This is a genomic window from Crocosphaera sp. Alani8 (genome assembly GCF_038442745.1).
Classification (GTDB): domain Bacteria; phylum Cyanobacteriota; class Cyanobacteriia; order Cyanobacteriales; family Microcystaceae; genus Crocosphaera.
Genome location: NZ_JARVCN010000433.1, coordinates 1 through 22,376, shown reverse-complemented (window position 1 = coordinate 22,376; position 22,376 = coordinate 1). Strand labels below are relative to the sequence as shown.

23 protein-coding genes, 2 tRNA genes and 1 pseudogene are annotated in these 22,376 nt (G+C 38.8%); 15 read left to right on the top strand and 11 right to left on the bottom strand.

Annotation, left to right across the window (positions count from 1 at the left end):
- Positions 1 to 97: 97 nt before the first annotated feature.
- From P9B04_RS21370 to bchD, 4 genes are read right to left on the bottom strand one after another with little or no spacing between them, the layout of a single operon-like run.
- The gene (locus tag P9B04_RS21370; protein WP_342056986.1) at positions 98 to 790 is read right to left on the bottom strand and encodes a hypothetical protein; all 693 of its coding nucleotides are present in this window, start codon (positions 788 to 790) and stop codon (positions 98 to 100) included.
- Between the two features lie 16 nt (positions 791 to 806).
- The gene (locus P9B04_RS21365) at positions 807 to 1,250 is read right to left on the bottom strand and encodes a deaminase domain-containing protein (protein ID WP_342056985.1); all 444 of its coding nucleotides are present in this window, start codon (positions 1,248 to 1,250) and stop codon (positions 807 to 809) included.
- A 13-nt stretch (positions 1,251 to 1,263) separates the two neighbouring features.
- Positions 1,264 to 1,566 (bottom strand): hemolysin XhlA family protein, encoded by a 303-nt coding sequence (locus P9B04_RS21360; RefSeq protein WP_342056984.1) that lies wholly within the window; start codon positions 1,564 to 1,566, stop codon positions 1,264 to 1,266.
- A gap of 23 nt (positions 1,567 to 1,589) precedes the next feature.
- The gene (gene bchD / locus P9B04_RS21355) at positions 1,590 to 3,608 is read right to left on the bottom strand and encodes a magnesium chelatase ATPase subunit D (protein WP_342056988.1); all 2,019 of its coding nucleotides are present in this window, start codon (positions 3,606 to 3,608) and stop codon (positions 1,590 to 1,592) included.
- Between the two features lie 1,048 nt (positions 3,609 to 4,656).
- On the opposite strand from bchD, the gene P9B04_RS21350 reads away from it, so the two are divergent.
- From P9B04_RS21350 to nuoK, 6 genes are all read left to right on the top strand, one after another.
- Positions 4,657 to 5,403 (top strand): sigma-70 family RNA polymerase sigma factor, encoded by a 747-nt coding sequence (locus tag P9B04_RS21350; RefSeq protein WP_342056983.1) that lies wholly within the window; start codon positions 4,657 to 4,659, stop codon positions 5,401 to 5,403.
- Positions 5,404 to 5,541: 138 nt separating this feature from the next.
- Positions 5,542 to 5,838 carry a hypothetical protein gene (locus P9B04_RS21345; RefSeq protein WP_342056982.1) on the top strand — a complete coding sequence of 99 codons (297 nt, stop codon included), beginning with the start codon at positions 5,542 to 5,544 and terminating at the stop codon, positions 5,836 to 5,838.
- 604 nt (positions 5,839 to 6,442) lie between these two features.
- A complete protein-coding gene (gene nuoH / locus P9B04_RS21340; RefSeq protein ID WP_342056981.1) occupies positions 6,443 to 7,561 on the top strand; it encodes an NADH-quinone oxidoreductase subunit NuoH in 1,119 nt (372 codons plus the stop codon).
- Between the two features lie 33 nt (positions 7,562 to 7,594).
- Positions 7,595 to 8,185 (top strand): NAD(P)H-quinone oxidoreductase subunit I, encoded by a 591-nt coding sequence (gene ndhI / locus P9B04_RS21335; protein ID WP_342056980.1) that lies wholly within the window; start codon positions 7,595 to 7,597, stop codon positions 8,183 to 8,185.
- A 90-nt stretch (positions 8,186 to 8,275) separates the two neighbouring features.
- The gene (locus P9B04_RS21330; RefSeq protein ID WP_342056979.1) at positions 8,276 to 8,902 is read left to right on the top strand and encodes an NADH-quinone oxidoreductase subunit J; all 627 of its coding nucleotides are present in this window, start codon (positions 8,276 to 8,278) and stop codon (positions 8,900 to 8,902) included.
- Positions 8,903 to 8,952: 50 nt separating this feature from the next.
- Complete coding sequence (nuoK, locus tag P9B04_RS21325) at positions 8,953 to 9,258, top strand: NADH-quinone oxidoreductase subunit NuoK (RefSeq protein ID WP_342056987.1); 306 nt, start codon at positions 8,953 to 8,955, stop codon at positions 9,256 to 9,258.
- Between the two features lie 47 nt (positions 9,259 to 9,305).
- On the opposite strand, the gene P9B04_RS21320 is transcribed toward nuoK, so the two are convergent.
- On the bottom strand, positions 9,306 to 9,848 hold the full coding sequence (locus tag P9B04_RS21320) for a metal-binding protein (RefSeq protein WP_342056978.1): 543 nt from the start codon (positions 9,846 to 9,848) through the stop codon (positions 9,306 to 9,308).
- 568 nt (positions 9,849 to 10,416) lie between these two features.
- Here P9B04_RS21320 and P9B04_RS21315 point away from each other — a divergent pair.
- Positions 10,417 to 10,488: transfer RNA gene (locus tag P9B04_RS21315), tRNA-Val, on the top strand.
- 244 nt (positions 10,489 to 10,732) lie between these two features.
- On the opposite strand, the gene P9B04_RS21310 is transcribed toward P9B04_RS21315, so the two are convergent.
- The 5 genes from P9B04_RS21310 to P9B04_RS21290 form a co-directional block, all read right to left on the bottom strand.
- The gene (locus tag P9B04_RS21310) at positions 10,733 to 11,113 is read right to left on the bottom strand and encodes a hypothetical protein (protein ID WP_342056977.1); all 381 of its coding nucleotides are present in this window, start codon (positions 11,111 to 11,113) and stop codon (positions 10,733 to 10,735) included.
- Positions 11,114 to 11,147: 34 nt separating this feature from the next.
- Positions 11,148 to 12,104, bottom strand: a complete 957-nt coding sequence (locus P9B04_RS21305) for an NAD(P)/FAD-dependent oxidoreductase (protein ID WP_342056976.1) — start codon at positions 12,102 to 12,104, stop codon at positions 11,148 to 11,150.
- 134 nt (positions 12,105 to 12,238) lie between these two features.
- Complete coding sequence (locus tag P9B04_RS21300) at positions 12,239 to 12,568, bottom strand: cupin domain-containing protein (RefSeq protein ID WP_342056975.1); 330 nt, start codon at positions 12,566 to 12,568, stop codon at positions 12,239 to 12,241.
- A 9-nt stretch (positions 12,569 to 12,577) separates the two neighbouring features.
- The gene (locus tag P9B04_RS21295) at positions 12,578 to 13,354 is read right to left on the bottom strand and encodes an SAM-dependent methyltransferase (protein ID WP_342056974.1); all 777 of its coding nucleotides are present in this window, start codon (positions 13,352 to 13,354) and stop codon (positions 12,578 to 12,580) included.
- A 193-nt stretch (positions 13,355 to 13,547) separates the two neighbouring features.
- On the bottom strand, positions 13,548 to 14,588 hold the full coding sequence (locus P9B04_RS21290; protein ID WP_342056973.1) for a class I fructose-bisphosphate aldolase: 1,041 nt from the start codon (positions 14,586 to 14,588) through the stop codon (positions 13,548 to 13,550).
- A gap of 279 nt (positions 14,589 to 14,867) precedes the next feature.
- Here P9B04_RS21290 and P9B04_RS21285 point away from each other — a divergent pair, with 279 nt between their 5' ends.
- The 6 genes and pseudogenes from P9B04_RS21285 to P9B04_RS21265 form a co-directional block, all read left to right on the top strand.
- On the top strand, positions 14,868 to 15,299 hold the full coding sequence (locus tag P9B04_RS21285; RefSeq protein WP_342056972.1) for a hypothetical protein: 432 nt from the start codon (positions 14,868 to 14,870) through the stop codon (positions 15,297 to 15,299).
- Positions 15,300 to 15,530: 231 nt separating this feature from the next.
- Positions 15,531 to 16,589, top strand: coding sequence for an N-acetyl-gamma-glutamyl-phosphate reductase (gene argC, locus P9B04_RS21280; RefSeq protein ID WP_342056971.1), 1,059 nt, complete (start codon positions 15,531 to 15,533; stop codon positions 16,587 to 16,589).
- Positions 16,590 to 16,758: 169 nt separating this feature from the next.
- Positions 16,759 to 17,052 (top strand): ATP-dependent Clp protease adapter ClpS, encoded by a 294-nt coding sequence (gene clpS, locus P9B04_RS21275; protein ID WP_342056970.1) that lies wholly within the window; start codon positions 16,759 to 16,761, stop codon positions 17,050 to 17,052.
- Between the two features lie 89 nt (positions 17,053 to 17,141).
- Positions 17,142 to 17,972 carry a CPBP family intramembrane glutamic endopeptidase gene (locus P9B04_RS21270; RefSeq protein ID WP_342056969.1) on the top strand — a complete coding sequence of 277 codons (831 nt, stop codon included), beginning with the start codon at positions 17,142 to 17,144 and terminating at the stop codon, positions 17,970 to 17,972.
- A 115-nt stretch (positions 17,973 to 18,087) separates the two neighbouring features.
- On the top strand, positions 18,088 to 18,177 hold the full coding sequence (locus tag P9B04_RS25240) for a DUF4277 domain-containing protein (protein WP_446718027.1): 90 nt from the start codon (positions 18,088 to 18,090) through the stop codon (positions 18,175 to 18,177).
- Positions 18,176 to 19,336: pseudogene (locus tag P9B04_RS21265) on the top strand (IS1634 family transposase); the annotation flags it as partial. The gene P9B04_RS25240 and the pseudogene P9B04_RS21265, both read left to right, overlap by 2 nt.
- 462 nt (positions 19,337 to 19,798) lie before the next feature.
- Here the strand turns inward: P9B04_RS21265 and murA are convergent.
- On the bottom strand, positions 19,799 to 21,118 hold the full coding sequence (gene murA / locus P9B04_RS21260) for a UDP-N-acetylglucosamine 1-carboxyvinyltransferase (RefSeq protein WP_342056968.1): 1,320 nt from the start codon (positions 21,116 to 21,118) through the stop codon (positions 19,799 to 19,801).
- Between the two features lie 219 nt (positions 21,119 to 21,337).
- Between murA and P9B04_RS21255 the strand changes: the two genes are divergently transcribed.
- Positions 21,338 to 21,421: transfer RNA gene (locus P9B04_RS21255), tRNA-Leu, on the top strand.
- A 27-nt stretch (positions 21,422 to 21,448) separates the two neighbouring features.
- A complete protein-coding gene (locus P9B04_RS21250) occupies positions 21,449 to 22,249 on the top strand; it encodes a TrmH family RNA methyltransferase (RefSeq protein WP_342056967.1) in 801 nt (266 codons plus the stop codon).
- The last annotated feature ends 127 nt before the right edge of the window (positions 22,250 to 22,376 follow it).

The window sequence follows — 22,376 nt, the reverse complement described above, 5'->3', positions numbered from 1 at the left end:
TTTGCTTTCTTAGTCAAGTACATTTTATACCATTTTAGATGAGCTTACCCTGCTTTTATTAGGGTATTCGCCATGATTATATTGTCCCTATTTATTTCTATTTTAAATCAGCGATCGCTCCTCTAGCCATCTGTGCGATCGCTTCTACTTGTTGACTATTCTGTGTCTTTTTAATTCCGTTTATAGTATAAAGTTGATTGGGAAATTGTAAACACCATGAAGCAGGAACAACCTCTAATAACCACCAATTAAATAAATCCCGTCTTCCTTGTGAACCTGGAAAGATTGCATAACCTTCTAAACAATCATCTAAAATATTTAATAATGCTTCCTTAGATTGCTTAATATCAAGAACTTTAATACTATTTTTTAATACATCTAATACTTCATCCAATGCTTGAGATCCTTCTGAAGTAACAGGAAATAATTTCTCAATTAAGTTGAAGTTAGGTTCTTTTTTATCAGCTAAAAATTTATTTATTTCTTGAAAAACAACTTGAATTCTTGAATCTTCTGTAAGATAAGCATCAATGGTTGGACGAATAGATTCAGCCAAAATTATGGACATAACTAAATATCGATAATGAGATAAAAATGGTTTGTTAATGCTGAAAAAATCTAGAATTTCTAGACAACTATCTTCTAATGACTCTACTTGATTAGGTGCATACTCATATAGTTCTTCATAATGATTTTGCCATATTTTATGAATGAGTTTATGCAAAGACGACGGAATTACATAATTCTCAGAAATTTCAAATTTTGTATATTCAGATAAGAAGACTTTCATAACTATTTCGTCTATGCTAAGGATAGGGATAATCCCAAAATGTTTCTATATTTATATTAGGATATTTTTCTTGAAATTGTTTAATTATTCCTTGACAACTTTCACAGGGTTTACGTTCAGTATAAAGATACAAGACTCCCTCTACTAAAGAATCATAAGACATATCTATAGTATCTGCAATAGCAGACAATCCTTTATATTCAGCATCAGTATCCATCAAACGATTGGAATAAGAGTCTATAATAGCCTCAAATTGACCTCCTTGGGACTTCGCTTTAGGAATAGAAACAGGACTTTTTACTCTAGATGTTGCACCAATACCAAAAATAATACCAGTTTTTAGATGCAGTTCAATAATAGAAATATTGCCTTTAGGAAATGGCTTTTTCAGATAAATATCCCGCAGTAACTTAGCATCTTTTTCTAAATTTTCTTTGATGCTATTTTGATCATTTAACACAGATTTTCAAGGATCAAGGATTATTGGGATAAGCAGTAATCACAAAGCGAATGACTGTCGCGATAACTGCTGTTCCTAAAATACCAATTAATGTCCAGATTTGGGCTTTAGTTGACCCTTTCAATTCTTTAACATCTTCTTTCAAGGTACTTACATCAGATTCTAATCTCGCTTGGCCTACTTCTATTTTAGTCAGTCTCTCCTCTATTTTTTCTAGTTTTTGATTTGTCTCTTTCCGAAAATCATTAAGATTTTCATCGATACGATCTAGAATTTTACTGAGGTCTGTTGTTACTTGTATTGGGGTATTTGCCATAATTCTATTGTCCCGGTTTATTTCTATTTTAAATCAGCGATCGCTCCTCTAGCCATCTGTGCAATCGCTTGATCTGTTGCTCTTGGTAACTGATAATAAGTACCTCCAGCAGTTTGTGCCATCTCCTTCCCAAACCCAGTAGAAACAAATTTTTTCTCTGTATCTATCATCAATAATTTAATGCCTAAAGCCCGAATTTTTCCGGCAATATCTAACAACTCTTGTTTAATATCTGGCTTTTCTCCTTCGGGTATGGGTTCCCCTAAAGACTTAGCTAAAGGAATATTTCCCCGTCCATCGGTGATAGCAACGATCACCACTTGACCAATATCCCCCGACATTTTCGCATTCATCCCCACATGAACCGCTTGGGTTAACCCATGTGCTAAGGGTGAACCACCCCCACAGGGCAAGGTTTCCAGGCGTTTACGGGCTAAAGAAATGGAACGGGTGGGGGGTAACAATACGTCTGCTTGTTCCCCTCTGAAGGGTATTAACGCCACCTGATCCCTGTTTTCATACGCTTCTGTCAACAGACGCATCACTGCACCTTTAGCAGACTGCATCCGATTCAAGGCCATTGACCCTGAAGCATCCACCACAAAGACGATTAATGCCCCTGCTTTCCTTGCTAAACGCTTAGAACGTATATCTACCTGTTCAACGATAACATTACGTCCAGGATGCTTTAAACGTCGGGATTTTTGATAGGGGGCAGCTGCCCGTAAGGTTGCATCCACAGCAATACGTCTCACTTTCCCTTTGGGTAACATGGGTTTAACGTAGCGTCCGCGATCATCGGAAAAGATTAAGTTGCGGCTGCCTGACTTACCTTGATTTTGTGCCATCTGTGCAAAGTACAACACACTAGGATCTAAAATCACCCCTTCGATGTCAAAAACGAACTCTTCAGGAATACCAGGGGGTTCTTGTTCCGGTTCTTCGTTATTGTCTTCTTCCTCTTCTTGTTCTTCTTGATCTTGGTTGGACTCATCTTGGGGTTGTTGTGGTGGGGGAGGAGGGGGAGGTTGAGGCGCATCTTCTGGAGGTGGTTGCATCATGGTGGAACGGGGGACAATCACCAGTTCTACTGCCCTTCTCAAGTCTTCTGAATTGATGGTATTTCGTCCATCTAGGGCTGCTGAAGCTTTGGCGACGCGAACGGCAAAAAGTTCGGCGCGATGGCCTTCTACACCCCCTCTAAGGGCTTCCTCGACTAAATATTGAATTTGATCTGGGGTAATAATAACTTCTTTTAACCATTCCCTAGCGAGAATAATTTGGGTTCTAATATCGTCTATTTCTTCGTCGTATTGAGCAAGAAAGTTTTGGGGGGAGTTGGCATAGTCTAAAGCTTGATTAACTGCTTGTACCCGTTGATCTAGGGCTAATACCCCATCTGCTGATAAGGCGATCGCAATTCTATCGAGTAAATGCCGTCTTAGGGGTCCTTCTTCGGGGTTATAGGTGGCGATGAGAATGGGTTGACAGGGATGTTGAAAGCTGATCCCTTCTCTTTCTATTTGGTTTCTTCCGTCGGTTAAAACGCTTAACAGTTGGTTAGATATTTGATCGTCTAAAAGGTTTATTTCATCTACATATAACACCCCTCGGTGTGCTTGTGCGAGTAACCCAGGTTGAAATATTGCTTCCCCTTGTTTAACAGACTCTTCTACGTCTACCGATCCTAAAAGTCGATCTTCTGTGACACCGATGGGAACTTGGATAAAGGGTGCTGGGACTATTTCTGTGGGGATGTCTTCGAGGGGTTGGTTTAAATATTCTTCTTGGGTGTTGTCATCCCATTCACTAGGAAGGTTGCGATCGCAGTTAAAAGGATTATCTTCTATTCTTTCAATGGGGGGCAAAAGGGCATGTATTCCCCTAGCAAGCACTGATTTTGCCGTTCCTCGTCTTCCTGCAATGACCACACCCCCTAAACCTGGGTCTACTGCTGCTAATAATAAGGCGAGTTTGATGGCTTCTTGGCCAACAACGGCAGTTAAGGGGAAGTTTAACGGGTTTGCAGTGAGGGTAGGCATTGGCAAAATATTGTTAACCATTAATGCCAATGTATCACGAACCCTGACCGTAAATAAGTACCTAGACAAAAATAAACGTTACTGTGAAGTGAGAGGGGGAGCAGGGAGCAAAGGGAGCAGGGAGAGGGATTACAGCTTATACAGTTAACTATTTCTGGGACTGTATCTTATGGTTCGTTGATGAACATTTGTATTGCTTAGCCAGAGTAACAAGCTAACCTGTTATCTAGACTGAGATTTAAACTATAGCGCTAGGGTTTTTATGAGGCGATCGCAACATTGAAAAACTATCTATGATGAGGTTAGGGAATGATGTTTGACGCTTCAAAACCCTTTGTTTACCTTGGTGACAAAAATCTTTTGTGTATCTTGTCCCATTTCGGTGCAAGTTTGCCTCTTAGTTAGAAACTGGATAACTGTAAAAGACATTTAGAGGAAAGTAGTAAAATGTTCAAATTTACCAATAAAACTATAGAAACAACTTCAATTTGCATATGGGCATTTATACGAAAATTAGAACTCGAACGGGAACTCGAACTCATACGCAAGTCAAAACGCCAGCTAGAAAGCAAAATTGTATTAGAGCCTAAACTCATACTCGAACTCATGCGCACACTCCAACGCGAGATGGAAATAATGCGCAAGCTCAAATTTATACCTCAATTTATAGATAACGAACTTATACGTAAACTTAAACTGAAACTACAAGATAACAATTTAGATATGTTTTCTAAATTAAAAGATTGTCAAAAAAAACTACAAAGAATAGTGAAAATTGATAAAGTCTTAGATACATTGACTCTTATTATAAATAAAAATATTAATATGATTAATTCATATTGTCTCTTGAAAGTACAGCGAATATATCGAATAAATTTTACCTCACTTAAACATATAAATAGTGATAACAGTGATGGAAATAAATCAAAGCATCTTATCATAATATTAACTGTCTTAAACTCATCAAAAAGACATAAGATTACTTTTGCATTTTTACAATTATTAACCAAAATACATCGCCTCAAGAAAGATTACGGAGAAATTAGGAATGACATCCCACAATATTGGCCATCAAGTAAATACCGAAAAAAGCGAATATTTGAACCTAACCACAGGATCAACTGTTTACTTCAAACTCAGTTTTGTATTAGACAAACCTTATACAAGTTTTACTCTTCTTATGAGTTTAGTGTATCTAGAATATGCTAACCGCAGAAATAATCTTGACACCGAGTTAAGCTTTTTATTAAAAGACTTTAACTTATTGTCTCCATCAGAAGAAGAAAAGTTCTATCGTCTTATGAACCATATTACCTATTGCATGAAAAATCATAAGGTTGATCATGTAGCAGCGTTTGAGATTCTTGTTCAAGTTTATCAAAAAGCTCTTAAAACGATCATAAAAGAACCTATCTATAATCCCTATGGATGGGTGAAAACAGTAGTTACTAGGAAAATTAAAGATATTGGTAGAAAATATTGGGGAAAAGAAACTCTTGAATATAAAGATGAACTAGGAGAAACATTATTACACAGAAAAGAAAAAGATGCTTATACAAAAATACAAATAAAAGAAATTCTTGATCTTATATTTGAGTCATTAAATGATCTCAATGCTCAAATTTTATACTTACATAAAGTAGAAGGTTATACATTAAAAGAAGTGAGTGAGAAACTAAAGAAAAATAATGGCTCATCTCTTTCTTATCCTGCTGTACGCAAACGTTATTCACGAATGATTGAAGACATCAAAGCAAATGATGATTTTAGATCTATCTATCAATCATTATTTTAATTATGGAGGACATGATCATGATTTTATCAACACGAATAAATTTTTGCTGTAACTATCTACTCCATAAGCTGAGGAAAAAATTAGGAGACGAAACACCAGAAGATACCAATCAATCAGAAAATAATCGATGTTATAACAATGAATAAATACATTCTCTACAAATTAATCTTGGAACGATTAGAAACGGTTTATGAATACTATCAATTAGTCAGTCGTAAGAACCTCTCTGATCCAGAATATGATCGTTTATTAGCCATTCTAGAAAAAGCAGAACATGACTTGCTTCTCAGTGCTTTGCTGGAACAAATTGATTATTGCCTGTTATCTCAAAAAGAAACAATGAACAAAAAAACACTAAGTCATTATCAAGAGCAAGGAGAAAAATTTAGAAACAAACTGAAACAATTATCTTTGATGCCTAAAAAATACCTCTAACCTCAAAATTTTACTCTCTTTGAGTTGTCCCAAAGATAGAATTAATTGCCTCTAGTTAGTAGCTGAGTTAAATAAAATTCAATGTCACAACCTGCTACTAACAACAAGGATAATTCTTTTCGTTTTTTATCCAAAACTGTAACAATTTTAAAGAAATCCATAACTCTATTCTGTATCTTGTTTTATCTAACTCAACTCTCTAATTCTTCTTATAAGGAAAAAATGCAAACAATATTTTATGCAGTTGAATTATGTAGACACTCTCTAGAATTGGTTAAAGAAGGAACTTGCAAAAATAAGTAGTCTCAAACCCTGATTCTCTCCTTGAAAAAGATTCAACTCCAAACGCCTAACTCCTAACACAGAACTCAAGTTCTCAACCTGTATCCTAAGAGTTCGTTGGTGAACGTTTGTATTGATTGCTAAGAGCAACAATCACACATAACTGTTGCGCAATAGTTATTCAAAAAAAACCATAGCCCTAAAGCGATAATTAAGATTGAATTTCAGGAATTGACACAAAACTGACCAAAGTATTTCACAGACAGCGATATACTAGGCAATGAAGCTAAAGATCTGAAGTTAATAACCTGTCTTAAACATAATGAATTCAGGAATCGACCTACAAGCACGTTTTATCGAGTCTCTAACAGCGTTAGGCATACCTAACGGGGCAGCCAAAGCCCTTTGGATACCTCTACCCTCCTTTTTAATGATTATTGCCGCAACGGTGGGAGTTTTGGTAGTAGTTTGGTTAGAGAGAAAAATTTCCGCTGCTGCTCAACAACGCATCGGTCCCGAATATGCGGGTCCGTTGGGGGTTCTGCAACCAGTAGCAGACGGTATTAAATTAGTTTTTAAAGAAGATATTATCCCGGCTAAAGCAGATCCCTGGTTATTCACCTTGGGGCCTGTTCTAGTGGTACTCCCAGTCTTCGTTTCTTTTTTAATCGTCCCCTTTGGACAAAACTTAGTAGTAACTGACCTCAACGTGGGCATTTTCTTCTGGATTACCCTATCTAGTGTGGCCCCTATCGGTCTATTAATGGCGGGATATGCTTCCAATAATAAGTATTCCTTATTAGGGGGTTTACGGGCAGCTGCACAATCGATCAGTTACGAAATACCTCTAGCTTTATCAGTCTTAGCGGTTGTGATGATGTCCAATAGTCTCAGCACTATCGATATTGTAGAACAACAATCAGGATATGGTATTTTGGGCTGGAACATTTGGCGACAACCGGTAGGCTTTTTCATTTTTTGGATCGCTGCCTTAGCTGAATGTGAGAGACTTCCTTTTGACTTACCCGAAGCAGAAGAAGAAATTGTGGCCGGATATCAAACGGAATACGCTGGCATGAAATTTGCCCTCTTTTATCTAGGGTCATACGTTAACTTAGTATTATCAGCCTTAGTTTTTGCCATCCTATATTTAGGGGGTTGGGAGTTTCCTATTCCCTTGGATAAGTTAGCGGGGTGGTTAGGAGTAAGTGAAGATAGTTCTTGGTTACAGGTGATTACCGCATCTTTAGGTATAACCATGACCGTACTTAAAGCCTATTTCCTCGTCTTTATCGCCATTCTGATGCGTTGGACCGTTCCTCGTGTAAGAATCGACCAATTATTAGATTTAGGCTGGAAATTCCTCTTACCTGTCTCTTTGGTGAATCTTTTATTAACGGCTGCCTTAAAATTAGCCTTTCCAGTGGCATTCGGTGGTTAATTTTTGTTGTTAACAAATTAGGGAATAAACATCATGTTTAGTATGCTCAAACAAGTTACCGATTACGCTAAAGGTACAATCGAAGCGGCAAAATATATTGGTCAAGGTTTATCTGTAACTTTTGACCATATGCGTCGTCGTCCAGTAACAGTACAATATCCTTACGAAAAATTAATTCCCTCAGAAAGATATCGGGGTCGAATTCACTATGAATTCGATAAGTGCATCTCTTGTGAAGTGTGTGTAAGAGTTTGCCCCATCAATCTCCCTGTGGTAGATTGGGAATTCAATAAAGAAAGCAAAAAGAAAGAACTCAAACACTACAGTATTGATTTTGGAGTCTGTATTTTTTGTGGTAATTGTGTGGAATATTGTCCCACTAATTGTCTATCCATGACAGAAGAATACGAGTTGGCTACTTATGATCGCCATGAATTAAACTACGATAACGTGGCCTTGGGACGCTTACCCTATAAGGTAACTCAAGATCCTATGGTAACACCATTACGGGAGTTCAATTATTTACCCAAAGGTGTGCTTGATCCCCATGATTTACCCGAAGGTAGTCAACGGGCCGGAAAACGCCCCGAAGACATCATCGAAGAAGCACAATCTTCTTCTTAACTAAAGGATAGTTGATAGAAAATTGTCTGTAAAAGCAACAATTTTTTGTCAACTCTCAACTATTCATTAAAAAAAGGAGTACCAACAAGCGTGAATTTAGCTGAAGGAGTTCAAATTATTTCCTTTGCCATCTTAGCAGCATTAGTTATTATCGCTGCTTTAGGTGTCGTTTTACTAGAAAATATTGTTTATTCTGCTTTCTTATTGGGAGGAGTATTTATCAGTATTTCAGGTATTTATATTCTCTTAAATGCCGATTTTGTGGCGGCTGCACAGGTATTGATTTATGTTGGTGCGGTTAATGTTTTAATCTTGTTTGCTATTATGTTGGTCAACAAAAAACAAGATTATTCAAACTTACCCAGAAGATGGATACGTCGAGGGGCAACTGCTTTAGTCTGCGGTGGACTTTTTGCCTTGCTATCCACCATGATTTTGATTACACCTTGGCCCATAGAAACCAATGCAACTGTGGTAATTGAAAATACTGTAGTTGAAATCGGCAAACATTTCTTTAGCGATTTTCTCTTGCCTTTTGAGTTAGCGTCTGTTCTGTTACTAATGGCGATGGTGGGAGCGATTGTTTTAGCCCGTCGTGACTTTATTCCTGATACTTTAGTGACGGAAGATGGGGTCAGCAATTCATTACAATTACCCGAAAGATTGAGTGAATTAGAATCAAGGGAATTATCTGCGGCTAAGTCTTCTGACTCGTAGAAATTTTAGTTTTACTATTTGTTTTATGGAAAAATGAGGTATTGATGGAAATCCAATTAGAGTTTTGTTTATTACTGGCTGCAGCCCTTTTCTGTATCGGAATTTATGGATTAGTTACTAGTCGTAATGCAGTAAGAGTTTTAATGTCTATCGAATTACTGTTAAATGCGGTCAATATTAACCTAATGGGGTTTTCTAATTTTTTAGATCCAGTAGGTATAAAAGGTCAAATTTTTACTGTATTTGTAATCACCGTAGCGGCAGCAGAGGCGGCAGTCGGTTTAGCGATTGTTCTAACTATCTATCGTAACCGTGAAACAACAGATATGGAACAATTTAACCTTTTAAAGTGGTAATTTTAAAATGTAGAATGTATGAAATATTAGTATTAAGTTCACACATTCTACTTTTTTTTTGGTTTCTTACCTTTTTGTTTAGGCTTCTTTTCAAACTGTTTAAAATAACTAACAAGATAATCGCTTAAACTATGACTCATAGCTCCTAATTCTAAGCCAGCTAAAGTTATAATTAATTCTCCAAAATATTGATTTTTAAGCAAATAAAAGTTAGTTAGGGCAAAGTTACGCCAATTCCAGTTGAATCCCCAAATTAGTTGAGCGATCGCCACAACAACAATAGCTACAATTAAAACAATACTGAAAAGATAAATAATGCGAAGCACCGTACCCACAATCAACCCGTGAGAAAAAAAAGAACGATGTTTCAAACAAGACTGATAGGGTAACCAAATCCAACGTATAACACCCCAACGTTTGTATTGTACGGAATAAATATCTAAGTCGGGGCCAAACATCAACCCACTAAACAAATAAGCTCCACTAAACCATAATATCCATTGCCATCGACCGATCAAGAGATAAGCTATGATTCCCAAAGGTGGTAGGCTAAGGTAGGTAATGCGATCGTGAGTTTGTCCAGAAGGCATGAGTTCCCAGTTATATTTGTTGTTCTGCGATCAAGTATTTACAGGATACTGCAAACAAAGCCCACGTGGTTCACTCGTGGGATGTAGTTTGCCCGTCTTTAGGCGGAGTGAATATGGTATCATGAACTAAGTGCGGTAATGCGCGTAAGAGATTTATCGGTGTTTCTTGCCTAGAATTGTCTAGGTTTCTGTACTCAGTATAGCTGGTTAACTCCCTCTGAGACGTTTTTCTGCGACGGACAAGCCCTACCCAGTTGAACAGAATCAAAGTCATAGCAGGTTTAATATGCTCCTTAATTCGAGCTATTAGACATCTAAAAAACCTATACAGTCTGCTGTCGGGCAGCCAGTGGACGTTAAACTAAAATGTTTGTGGATTCGGTCTGGCGGGGGCATGGTTTGAGAAAACTATGTCTAGCTAAGAGGATGTGAAGCAAGAATCCCACGCAGTTCTACTCGTGGGAGTGTCAAATCATAGACGTTCCATAATTATTATGTTTCCTGAGAAAAACGTTAAAAAAGGATTGCTTTTTCTGATAGATGTGCTATGATAGCAAAGCGTGAAGAAGGGCGATTAGCTCAGCGGTAGAGCTCCTGCCTTACAAGCAGGCTGTCACTGGTTCAAATCCAGTATCGCCCATACTGTAGCTTAATAACTTGTCATCAATATTTCAGATGATGCTAGGAATAATTATTAAGGGAGCTTCAGAATTAAAGGAACATAAAAGTAGGTCAATTCTAATAGTACCCAATGTTAGTTTAGCAACTTTCCCTTGGCTTAAAGGTCTACCTCACCCTGAACTCTTTGATGATCATTTTCCTAATATCCCACCAAGTTATAAAGGGATAAATTAGAACAAATTTGAGTTCTTCCTATATTCTTATCAATTACAAAACTGGTAATCCAACGTGACGAGCAAATAAGCCTCAACCCGATGACAATCTTCGCAACAAAGGTACTGAAAATACACCTCTGACGGGTTAACCTGAACAAAATCTGGTAAAAAAACATTCCCTTTCCCCAGATAATCATCCCTTAGACTGTCTTTGAGGCAACGTTGTGCTTTTCCCACATAAAGCATAGAAGCCGGTTTCATTTGTTTAGGGTTATCTCGATAGCGAATCAGATAAACACCTCGGAGAGATTCTGGCACTCGCTCAATTTCCCTGGGATGGAAGTTTGATAAAGGACTCCATGCCAGGTTTTCGAGAGGTTTTCCGATAATTTCTTCCATCAACAGAGATGAGAAGGGATAATTATCCATAATCCTTTACGCCTACAGACTCAAATTCCCATAACTACGAATGATCCCAATCTCGTTTGATTCCGGTACGCTTGTTGAGGAATCGATCGATGGACATAGCTGCAATACAACCATCTCCGGCCGCCACAACTGCTTGCTTGAAGGGGGTATTACGAATATCTCCAATGGCCCATACTCCGTCTACATTGGTTGCCATCATCTCATCCACTTTAACCCCACCATTCTCGTAGAATTCGATCTGAGGACCGACATAATCGGTTATTGGTTTTGAGCCACTTTGATAGATAAAAACCCCCTCCACGGACAAGGAAGCCTCTTCTGAGACTCCTTTGGTTTTCATTAAAATATTAGTGACCCCTGCTTGGTTCCCTTCCACAGAAACCAACCGAGTCAAATTCCAGTGCTTGACATTTGATTGATCTAACAATTGTTGAACATGAATATCTTCGTGTTGCGGATCTTTGTAGGTTAGCCAGTGGACAGTAGAAGCAAATTTAGTCAAAAATTGAGCCTCTTCTACTGCTTCGGTGTTAAACCCGTACACAGCAACTTCTCTTTCTTTGTAAAAGGCTCCATCACAAGTGGCGCAATAGCTGACACCCCGACCTAAAAATTCCGATTCCCCTCTGAGAGAAGATGTCCGACCCATAGCTCCTGTAGCTAGGACTAGCGATCGCCCGACAAAGGTTCCCTCTGGGGTATAAACCTTTTTCATCGGACTGTCTACGTCGATCCCAAACACCTGCGCTCGCTGATAGGTGGTTCCAAAAGAGATAGCTTGCTCCCGCATCATGTCTAGCAATTCACCACCGCTAATATCCCCTGCTATCCCTGGGTAGTTGGCAATTTTGTGGGTAATTGCTAAGGCTCCCACTGCTGGGTTTTTGTCTATGATTACTGTTTTTAAGTCTGCGCGAGAGGTGTATAACGCACAGCTACACCCTGCTGGTCCGCCACCAACTATAACCACATCAAATTCGTAAGTTTCCAAAATCTACGTTCCTCAAGGATGACATCTACGAACTCCATAGATTTATACTATAGAGCAAAACAAAAATTTCCCCCACACTTACTTAATAACATAAATTCTGATCAACTCAACCGAAAAGTGGTGTCGAGGGAAATTTATTCTGAGAAGGTGAGCAAAAACGCTAAGTTTGTTTGAGCTTTGAGTGCATGGGGGGCGTGTGCTGGCATCACAACAAATTGTCCTGATTCTAGCTCAATTTCCTCCCCTTCCAAGGTCAAAACTCCCTTTCCTTCGAGAACGTTCATTGTAGCATTTCTGGTTGCAGTATGTTCAGAAATTTCTGTCTCGGCTGCCAGACAAAACAGGGTGTATTGACAAGAACTGTCTTTGAGTAACACTTTGCTTAATATTCCTGCTTTGGGATATTCGATGGCATCTTGCAATTGTAGATGTGAGGAGGTAAGGGTGAGTAAGGTAGTAGTCATAGTAGTATTCTAGGGACGCTTAGCGCACAAAACAATGTATCCGAGTTCATTTTGATGATCTTGAAAAACTTGACGCATTCTCAAGATTCTTTCTCTGAGTTGGGGACGAGTCAAGGCATTCCAGGCAAATTTCATTGTGCCGAACCACCCTTCGTCTTTGAGCATTTGTTCTAAAGTGAGCAGTCCCATTGCACCCATTTGATGGCACTCTACTTCTAGTCCTGCGGTTTCACAAGCTTGAACCCACTCTATTTCGGTGAGAGGGTTAGCATTGACCCGAATAGCAGAGGATAGTGCCTGACAGATTTCGGTTTTTCGGTGGCCGATGAGGAGTTCATGGGAGAGAAAGTATCCCCCAGGTTTGAGGCGATCTCGTACCCCTTTGAGAATTTTCGCTTTACCTGCCGGAGTTTGCATGGTTAAAATTGCTTCTGCTAAAACAAAATCAAATTCCCCTTCAACTCGATCTAAACCAAAAATATCACCTTCTATGACCCTAACTTGATCCGTAACTTTAGCTGTGGCAATATTTTCTTGAGCTATCTCTACACTCTCAAGGTTTCTTTCAATGCCAGTAACCTCAACCTGGTGTTGTTTGGCTAGGGCGATCGCACTATGACCAAAACTGGCGGCTAACTCGAGTACCGTATCTCCAGGTTGGAAATTTGCTGATGTAAATAACTGCTCTGTTGCGGCTCGTCCACCGGGGCGCAAAATCTTTTTCCCTGCCTTGGCTAAAACCTGATGTCCAGGAGCCGTTTGCCAGTTTAATGCTGTTTGTGACATAATTTTAACCACCTTGCAAACTAATGAGAATTATTCTTAACAAGATGGTAATGCAGGAATTAGGAAACCTGGTTGAGTTTTCTTTTCTTTTAAACAATTTATCTTGACAAAAAAAATCCCAGACAATTTAATTCTGGGATTTGTTGGGATTAAGAAATCGGTTTTTGTTTTAGGGAATGGTTAATTGTCGTTATTAGACTGCAGCTAAGGTTTTTTCCATGTCGCTGGAATATTCACCTAAACTAGCGGCACTGTTACACTTGGCTCTTTTGAGAAGACGAGCTTGAGCTTCGCTGATACGACTGGAATCTCCTGCCCAATAATCCAGTGCAGGTTGTTGAATGGCACGAGCATAAGAGAAGGTAACAGGCCAAGGACACTGATCCCCAAACATCTGATTCATGACGTTGAGATGAGCGGATGCTTGTTCTTCTGACTGCCCCCCAGAAAGAAAGGCAATTCCTGCCACTGTAGCTGGTACATTTTTCAACAGACAACTAATAGTGGCTTTGGCTACTTCTTCAACAGTGGCTTGTTGAGAGCAACTCTTGCCGGAAATAACCATGCTTGGCTTCAAAACCATCTGATCGAAGGCTACATTTTGTGTGTATAGCTGGTTGAACACTTCATGAAGGGTCTCATCGGTTACATTCCAACACCGCTCTAGGGTATGATCTCCGTCGATTAACACTTCCGGTTCAACGATGGGAACTAAACCCCCTTCTTGACACAGGGCGGCATAACGGGCTAGGGCGTGGGCATTGGCTTCGATACAACCCCTGCTGGGGATTCCGTTGCCAATGGTAATTACTGCCCGCCATTTGGCAAAGCGCGCCCCCATACTGTAATACTCAGCGATGCGATCTCCTAAGCCATCGAGTCCTTCTGTTATCTTTTCGTTGGGACATCCTGCTAAATCTTTAGCACCTGTATCTACTTTGATACCTGGGATCATTCCTGCATCGGTAATTATTTTTAGTAAGGGGACTCCCTCTGGGTTTGACTGACGAATGGTTTCGTCATAGAGAATCGGACCACTGATGCAGTTGGAGAGTTCTGGGGTTTGCAAAATCAGCGAGCGATAAATTTGCCGATACTCTTCGGTTGTGGGAATGCCTAGCTTATCAAATCGTTTATTGCAAGTGCCGTTACTTTCATCCATTGCAAGAATCCCTTTTCCTTTGGCTACCATTCCTTGTGCTGTGGCTTTAAGTTCTTCCGCATATTTACTCATGACAATCTCCTAAAAATGTTTAAGTTAAAATTGCTACTTATTGAGATATACTATCAATAATAAAGCCTGTCAAGAAAACTTTTTTCCAGATCACTGCCCTCTGATACGGCAAATCATTTCCTACTATTGCTGTTACAAATCTTATACAGTCTAGGTTTAAAGGAGTTGAGTCGGTTTTATTTTTCTCTAGAGTCCAAGGCAATCCATAAGAAAAATTCAACACTGTCTCTTGTCTTTATTGAGAAATATTATGAGTTATTATATCAATCGAGGCCATCTATGAACGCAACCACCCACGCAGTCACCTTTGAATTAACCCGTAAAATTGCTCAGTTAGGAGTTTTGTTTCGAGCGGAGTTTCCTGGAGCTGAGGTAGATTTAAACCCTTGGTTAACGGATACAGACACCCAATGTTGGATTGATCCTCATTCCATCGATTTAAGCTTTTATTTTCCTCAACAACATCAGGGGTTGCAATGTAACTGTATTTTGCTGGAGGTAAAATTCTCTCAAGAGCTTATAGATCCAGATTGTCAGCTCAACGAGATTAAAGCTCATGGTTTTAGTTACGGTCAACTTCAGTGGTCTTTTGACAGTCATAGAGGGGATTTTATGGGAGAATTTGCCCCTGATTTTGGATATCAGGGTATTTTTATTGGTTTTGTCGCTAAAGTTTTCCAACTATTTAATCGTTCCATCGTTAACCGTTGAATGGGGAATGAAGTGTCAGTAGAACGCAAACATCTTAGTTGAGGCTGTGGGGTCGCTCCTTTACCGGCTCCCTGCTCCCTGCTCCCATGCAATCCCAACTAGGATCTTTGTGAGCTACTGAGTGTGTTACGGTGTCAACTTCACAAAAGCTTTTGATTCAAAACTTACTTTTAAGATTACAATGCGGTCAATGCCGACATTATTGAGCAATCTTAATAGGAATTGAGAGATATGGGTGAGTTAGAGAAAATATCAGTGGGAGTTATTGGTGCTTCGGGATATGGTGGAGTCCAATTGGTGAGATTATTACAAGACCACCCTCTGATCAAAATCGCCTATCTGGGGGGTAAAGACAGCGCAGGTCAGAGTTATGGCGAAATATATCCCCATTTAAGCCATGTAGTAAATCTAAACGTCGAACCCATTGATGTTGAGGCCATCGCCTCCCGTTGTGAGGTGGTGTTTTTGGGACTACCCAACGGCCTTGCTTGTGATCTGGCTCCCTCGTTAATAGAGAAAGGATGTAAAGTATTAGACTTATCTGCTGATTACCGTTTCAGCAACCTAGACACCTACAGCAGTTGGTATAATAAAGATCGTAGCGACCTCGAAACAGCCAAAACCGCAGTTTATGGGCTTCCAGAATTATACCGCGACGACATTAAGTCCGCTTCTTTGATCGGTTGTCCTGGATGTTATCCCACAGCTAGTTTAATGGCTTTATCACCTTTGCTAAAACAAGGACTAATCTTACCAGAAACCACTATCATCGATGCTAAGTCTGGAACCTCTGGAGGAGGAAGACAAGCAAAAACTAACCTCTTACTAGCAGAAGCAGAGGGATCATTCGGAGCTTACGGGGTAGCAAAACACCGTCACACCCCAGAAATTGAACAAGTTTGTTCTGATTTAGCAGGTCAGGAAGTAAGAGTCCAGTTTACACCTCACTTACTGCCTATGGTTCGGGGTATTTTGGCGACGGTTTATGCCACCCTCAGAGATCCGGGGCTTGTTAGAGAGGATTTATTGACCATTTACAGTGCTTTTTATCGTTCCTCTCCTTTCGTCAAAATTTTGTCTAATGGGATGTATCCGCAAACAAAGTGGGCTTGTGGAACAAATTTGTGTTACCTTGGCATCGAAACAGATCCACGTACCGATCGCGTGATTGTTCTTTCTGCGATCGATAATTTAATCAAGGGACAAGCTGGACAGGCGATACAGTGTCTTAACATTATGATGGGATGGCAGGAAACTTTGGGTTTACCACAACTAGCTTTTTATCCTTAATAATTTGTGATCATTTAGCTATTACCTAGTATTCTATTTTGAGCAAATGTATTAGTTTATTGGTAGAGTACATTTGAATTTACGTTGACAAAAATATAAAAATGTAGTTCTAACCGCAAAAACGATTTTTTTGGTAACATAATCTAAAACAGAAAACACATCTACAGCAATGACAACAGAAATAATCGAAAAACCGTCTTCATCCACTTCTACGGTGCGAAAACCAGCCCCTCGGTACCGAGTTTTGTTGCATAACGATGAATTCAATTCTATGGAATATGTAGTTCAGACTTTGATGCAAACTGTACCCAGTATTACCCAACCTCAAGCAGTAGATATTATGATGGAAGCCCATACCAATGGTACAGCATTGGTTATTACTTGTGCCTTAGAAGTAGCCGAATTCTATTGTGAAACTCTCAAAAATCATGGTTTAACCAGCACTATTGAACCAGACGAATAACAAAATTAAAAATCTACAAAACCGAGAACACTTATCTAAATGTTTTCTATAATTATTATTAATTCCAACTAAAGCAAAGCTTTGAATCCTTGAAAACTAATCTTACCAAAATTGCTAATTACCCAGTACCTTTACGACTGGGAATTTTTATAATTATTCTCTTAATTGTGTGGCTTCCTGTAGCCATTCCTGTTTATTTCCTGTTTAAAAATGATCCTAATTTGACTACCATTGTCACGATGGCGATATTATATCTTGAATTTGTTGGTTTATTATTTATTTGGAATAAGAAAGTTTATAATGTTAATTTTTGGTGGAGGGATTATGGCTTAACTTTTACCCGAAAAAATGGAGTTGAATTACTTAATGGTTTGAGTTTAGGTTTAATTTTTACTTTTGGATTATTCTTTGTGGAAGCAATTTTAGGTTGGGTTAAATTTGTTCCACCTAGTACTAACTTCACTCGCATTATTTTTGAAGGTTTACTGAGTGCTTTAGGTATTGGTTTAGCAGAAGAATTATTTTTTAGGGGATGGTTATTAGAAGAACTAAAAAAAGATTATTCTCGCACTATTTTTGTTGTTACCAACGGACTTATTTTTGCAATCTTGCACTTTCTTAAACCCATCGAAGAAGTTATCAGGACATTTCCTCAATTTCCAGCTTTATTTTTATTAGGTGTTACCTTAGTTTGGGCAAAAATTGGACATAGTAACCGTTTAGGAATTTGCATTGGACTACACGGGGGTTTAGTTTGGGCATATTACATCATTAATGTTGGTAACATCGTTGATTATACTGGTCAAGTTTCTACCCTTGTTACTGGTATTGATAATAATCCTCTTGCTGGAATTATGGGGTTGATAGGGTTAGGTTTATTAAGTTTATTGATGAGCATTGGTGACAACTTAAGAAAATAATGCAGATATCAAGAGACTGGAGTCTAGACTAACTCCCTCCAAATCATACCGTACAGTCTAGTCTAGTCTCCACGAGGATGTGAAAAATAAAGAGATGATGAGGTAAAATTAGTCAATAAAATCTGGTCAAGTAGTCAAAGGGATGATTTTGAATGGACTGGGTATGATTTCTCAACCTATGAAACTTATTTCCCAAGTTTTTTGAAGATAAACCCACTGAACATTTATTAGGAAAAGAGATAAAAGCGGAATATTTAAACGATGATAAAATTGGCAGAGTAATGGACAAACTTTATGAAAAGGGCTTGTCATCTATCTTCCTAATGATTGCTTTAGCTGTTGTTCAAAACTATCAATTGTTAACTAACTTTTCTCATCCAGATTCCTCTTCATTTTCCGTTCATGGGAAGTATTTAATCAATAATTTAATATCATCACAACAAGAAGAAGAAAAAAGTGAAGATCCAGAAGATCCAGCACTAATTACTATAATAAAGGGTTATTCCCGTGACCATAGACCAGATTTGAAGCAATTTATTATTGATTTAATCGTGAGTGGAGATGGTGGAATTCCCCTATTTTTAAGAGTAGCCGATGGGAATGAACAAGATAAAGTTGTTTTTGGAGAAATAGCAGTTGAATATAAATCAATGATCGATTTTGAAACAATGATTGTTGCTGATAGTGCTTTATATACAGCTAAAAATCTTCAATTAATGTCATCACTTAAATGGTTGTCAAGAGTTCCTTTATCTCTGGGAAAAGCTAAAGAATTAGTTAACAATGTTTTAGAGAAAGAACTAACTCAGAGTTCAATAAAAGGATATTCATGGAAAGAAGAATTAATAACTTATGCAGAAATTAAGCAAAGATGGTTATTAGTTGAGAGTCAAAAAAGAAAAGAATCGGATTTGAAAAAACTTTCCGAGAGAATAGAGAAGGAAAAAGAAAAAGTGGATAAAGATGTAAAGTCATTAATGAAAGATAAATTCACTTCTATGAGCGCAGCAATAGAAGTAGCTAATCGATTTTCTAATAGTTTCAAATACCATCAACTTACCAATATACAAGTTCAAAAAATTGAAGTAAAAAATAAGAAAAAACAAATAAAAATAAAACATAAACTAACTACAACTCTTGAAATTAATCAAGAAAAAGTTGATGGGAAGAAAAGGAGAGCCGGACGATTTATTTTAGCCACAAATGAACTACAAGACAGTTCATTAAGCTCTGATGATATCTTGATTAAATATAAAGAGCAACAAGCAGCAGAAAGAGGTTTTGGTTTCCTCAAAGATACCCCGACCCACCTTGAATTGAATTCAAGGTGGAAATTTGAGTCTGCCCATGAAACTATTTTTTAGCCTAGCTAATATTAGTTAGGAGTGATTGCCATGTAGTGAAAAAATCTTGAGTAGTTTGTTTGCGTTAACTCTCAGACAACCTCGATATTCATGTTCAGGTTAAATTTTTGGCTTTGCTGAATAAAAGCTTAATCCTAGCAAACAATGAAGATATTGGTTATTAATGTTAGTGAAAATAACGGGAAAAACTGTAAGAGTTTACTAACTGTTTTCATTTTCCTTTTAATAATAAAAATAAACATTAACGTAACTGTCACCAAAAGATCCTATTGATAGTGATTCCCTATGAGTTCATGGTCAATTTGCTAACCTGAGTTCGGAGGGCGCAGTTAAGTCTTTTTTGACGAGATGACAAGTGTTTGAGAGTCCTAAACTGGACAAATTTTCTTGCATCGAACTCAGGTTGCTCAGGTTACTAACACTTCGTAAAATCTTCACTACATGGGAATCACTACCTATTAATTAGTTAACGGTGGAACATTCCGGCTCATTAAGCATATTCACACGACGAATATTAGCCCCTAATTTTCGCAATTTCCCTTCTAGGTTATCGTAACCCCGATCGAGATGGTGTAATCCTTGGACAATAGTGGTTCCCTGTGCAGCTAAGCCAGCCAACACCAAAGCGGCTGAAGCTCGTAAGTCAGTAGCCATAACTGGCGCACCAGAGAGAAAAGGAACCCCACTCACTAGGGCAACATTCCCCTTAACTCGAATATCAGCCCCCATGCGTTGCAACTCAGCTACATGACGCAAACGATTTTCAAACACAGTTTCTGTTACCATGCTACTGCCTTCGCTTAGGGTTAATAATGCCATAAACTGGGCTTGCATATCTGTAGGAAACCCAGGAAAAGGTAGGGTTTCTATGTCCGTTGCTTTTAGAGGTGCGGGAATGAGTCGTATGCGATCGCTACCTTCAATTATTACCTGAGGCCCCATTTCTCCTAATTTAGCAATGACAGAGGCTAAATGTTCAGGAAAAACTGGGCTAAGACTGATTTCAGATTGGGTAATGGCTCCTGCAATCAAAAGGGTTCCTGCTTCGATGCGATCGGGTATCACACAATAATCCGTACTATGAAGCTTCTCTACTCCAGAAACAACAATTTTATTTGTTCCAGCTCCCTTAATGTTTGCCCCCATGGAGCGACAGAAATTAGCTAAATCAGTAATTTCAGGCTCTTGGGCTGCATTTTCGATGATGGTTTCGCCTTCCGCTAAAGTAGCCGCCATCATAATGGTTTCCGTTGCACCAACGCTAGGATAGTCGAGATAAATTTTAGCTCCCTGTAGTCGTTGACGACTTCCTCTCACACAAGCATGGACTACACCGTGTTCGATACGAACATCCGCTCCCATAGCTTGCAATCCTCTTACATGGAGATCCACCGGTCTTGCACCAATAGCACAACCCCCTGGTAACGGTACACGAGTCATCCCTAAACGAGCAAGCAACGGACCAATAACAAAGAAACTAGCTCGCAGTTGAGACACTAGCTCATAAGGGGCTTGATCTTGTCCGATGTGTCGAGAATCTACATCAATAATATTACCATTTCTCTTTATTTTCACGCCAATGGCTGACAAAATTTGAGTCATGCGCTTAATGTCTGCCAAAGAAGGAAGGTTTCGTAGGCGACAGTCCTCTGAGCAGAGGATTGCTCCTGCCATTAGTACTAAAGCGGAGTTCTTTGCCCCACTAATATTAACCTCACCCTTTAAAGGGGTTCGCCCCTGAATTTCTAATACTGATTGTTGTTCTTCTAAAGGAATTGTCATAGATATATTTATAAGATAAGAGCTTTTTCTGGGCATAAACCCCAAAACTATCAATTTTTTATAGCTTTGGAATAAATTCGCTTTCAATGTAACTTGAATGATTAAAAAAGTCTAGGTAAAGTTCCGTTGTTGTCTCTGTCCTCTCCACAACCCCAGAATTCATTGAGACATTGATTAATGTCAGCAGTAATGATATGATTTAGAGTTATGGATAAAAATGCGGGACTGGCGGAATTGGTAGACGCGCTAGATTCAGATTCTAGTGTCCTTTCGGACTTTCGGGTTCAAGTCCCGAGTTCCGCATAAACCATTGCACCTTTATTAACCTCAATGATTACGAGTATTCGGAATCCTCTAGTCAAGCAGATTCGTAGACTACATCGAACTAAAGGACGACGAGAAGAGAATCTTTTGCTTTTAGAAGGTACTCACTTAGTGCAGACGGCTTATGAGGCGAATTGTTCCCTAATCACCTTATGTTACACGGAACAATGGCGCGCCCGTTATCCACAACTATGGGAAAATGTATCTCAACGGGTTACACGCTCTGAATTAGTTTCTGTGGAAGTTTTGGGGAGTATGACTACCACCATCAATCCTGATGGTGTGGTGCTAACATCTTTATTTCAACCACCTACTGAGCCAAAAATTAGGGATTTTAACTTAGGATTAATTATAGAAAGGTTACAAGATCCAGGCAATTTAGGTACTATTATTCGCACGGCAGCTGCTACAGAGGTAGATGGGATTTGGTTAAGCGATGACAGCGTTGATATTGACCATCCAAAAGTGTTAAGAGCTTCTGCTGGTGCTTGGTTTCAGGTTCCTATGTTCGTAAGTTCAGATTTAACAAATGTGGTTACAAAATATAGAAATAATGGGGTAAATATTGTAGCAACTTTACCCAATACTACTCGTACTTATTGGCATTCACAACTAACAAAACCGACATTAATTTTAGTTGGTAATGAAGGCTCAGGATTGTCAGATTCCTTAGTATCTTTAGCAAACGAAATAATAAGTATTCCTTTGGGCGAAGGGGTAGAGTCTCTGAATGTTGCTATTGCCACAGCATTGATATTATACGAGGCAAAACGACAAGAAATATTTAAAGTTATCAGTGAGCAGTGAGCAGTGAGCAGTTATCACTTACCACTGTTTCCGGTTCCCTGCTCTCTAAAGTGATAACCTTTCGTAGCTCATTATGCTTTGACACTCCCCACGAATATAATTCGGGGGATTCTTGGTTCACTGACTC

Excerpts from the sequence above, each read along its gene's own strand:
- P9B04_RS21290 (WP_342056973.1), bottom strand. The coding sequence starts at position 14,588 with ATGAGTAAATATGCGGAAGAACTTAAAGCCACAGCACAAGGAATGGTA.
- P9B04_RS21370 (WP_342056986.1), bottom strand. The coding sequence starts at position 790 with ATGAAAGTCTTCTTATCTGAATATACAAAATTTGAAATTTCTGAGAAT.
- argC (WP_342056971.1), top strand. The coding sequence starts at position 15,531 with ATGGGTGAGTTAGAGAAAATATCAGTGGGAGTTATTGGTGCTTCGGGA.
- murA (WP_342056968.1), bottom strand. The coding sequence starts at position 21,118 with ATGACAATTCCTTTAGAAGAACAACAATCAGTATTAGAAATTCAGGGG.
- P9B04_RS21285 (WP_342056972.1), top strand. The coding sequence starts at position 14,868 with ATGAACGCAACCACCCACGCAGTCACCTTTGAATTAACCCGTAAAATT.
- ndhI (WP_342056980.1), top strand. The coding sequence starts at position 7,595 with ATGTTTAGTATGCTCAAACAAGTTACCGATTACGCTAAAGGTACAATC.
- P9B04_RS21350 (WP_342056983.1), top strand. The coding sequence starts at position 4,657 with ATGACATCCCACAATATTGGCCATCAAGTAAATACCGAAAAAAGCGAA.
- P9B04_RS21320 (WP_342056978.1), bottom strand. The coding sequence starts at position 9,848 with ATGCCTTCTGGACAAACTCACGATCGCATTACCTACCTTAGCCTACCA.
- P9B04_RS21300 (WP_342056975.1), bottom strand. The coding sequence starts at position 12,568 with ATGACTACTACCTTACTCACCCTTACCTCCTCACATCTACAATTGCAA.
- P9B04_RS21310 (WP_342056977.1), bottom strand. The coding sequence starts at position 11,113 with ATGGATAATTATCCCTTCTCATCTCTGTTGATGGAAGAAATTATCGGA.
- bchD (WP_342056988.1), bottom strand. The coding sequence starts at position 3,608 with ATGCCTACCCTCACTGCAAACCCGTTAAACTTCCCCTTAACTGCCGTT.
- P9B04_RS21250 (WP_342056967.1), top strand. The coding sequence starts at position 21,449 with ATGATTACGAGTATTCGGAATCCTCTAGTCAAGCAGATTCGTAGACTA.
- clpS (WP_342056970.1), top strand. The coding sequence starts at position 16,759 with ATGACAACAGAAATAATCGAAAAACCGTCTTCATCCACTTCTACGGTG.
- P9B04_RS21360 (WP_342056984.1), bottom strand. The coding sequence starts at position 1,566 with ATGGCAAATACCCCAATACAAGTAACAACAGACCTCAGTAAAATTCTA.
- nuoH (WP_342056981.1), top strand. The coding sequence starts at position 6,443 with ATGAATTCAGGAATCGACCTACAAGCACGTTTTATCGAGTCTCTAACA.
- P9B04_RS21345 (WP_342056982.1), top strand. The coding sequence starts at position 5,542 with ATGAATAAATACATTCTCTACAAATTAATCTTGGAACGATTAGAAACG.
- P9B04_RS21295 (WP_342056974.1), bottom strand. The coding sequence starts at position 13,354 with ATGTCACAAACAGCATTAAACTGGCAAACGGCTCCTGGACATCAGGTT.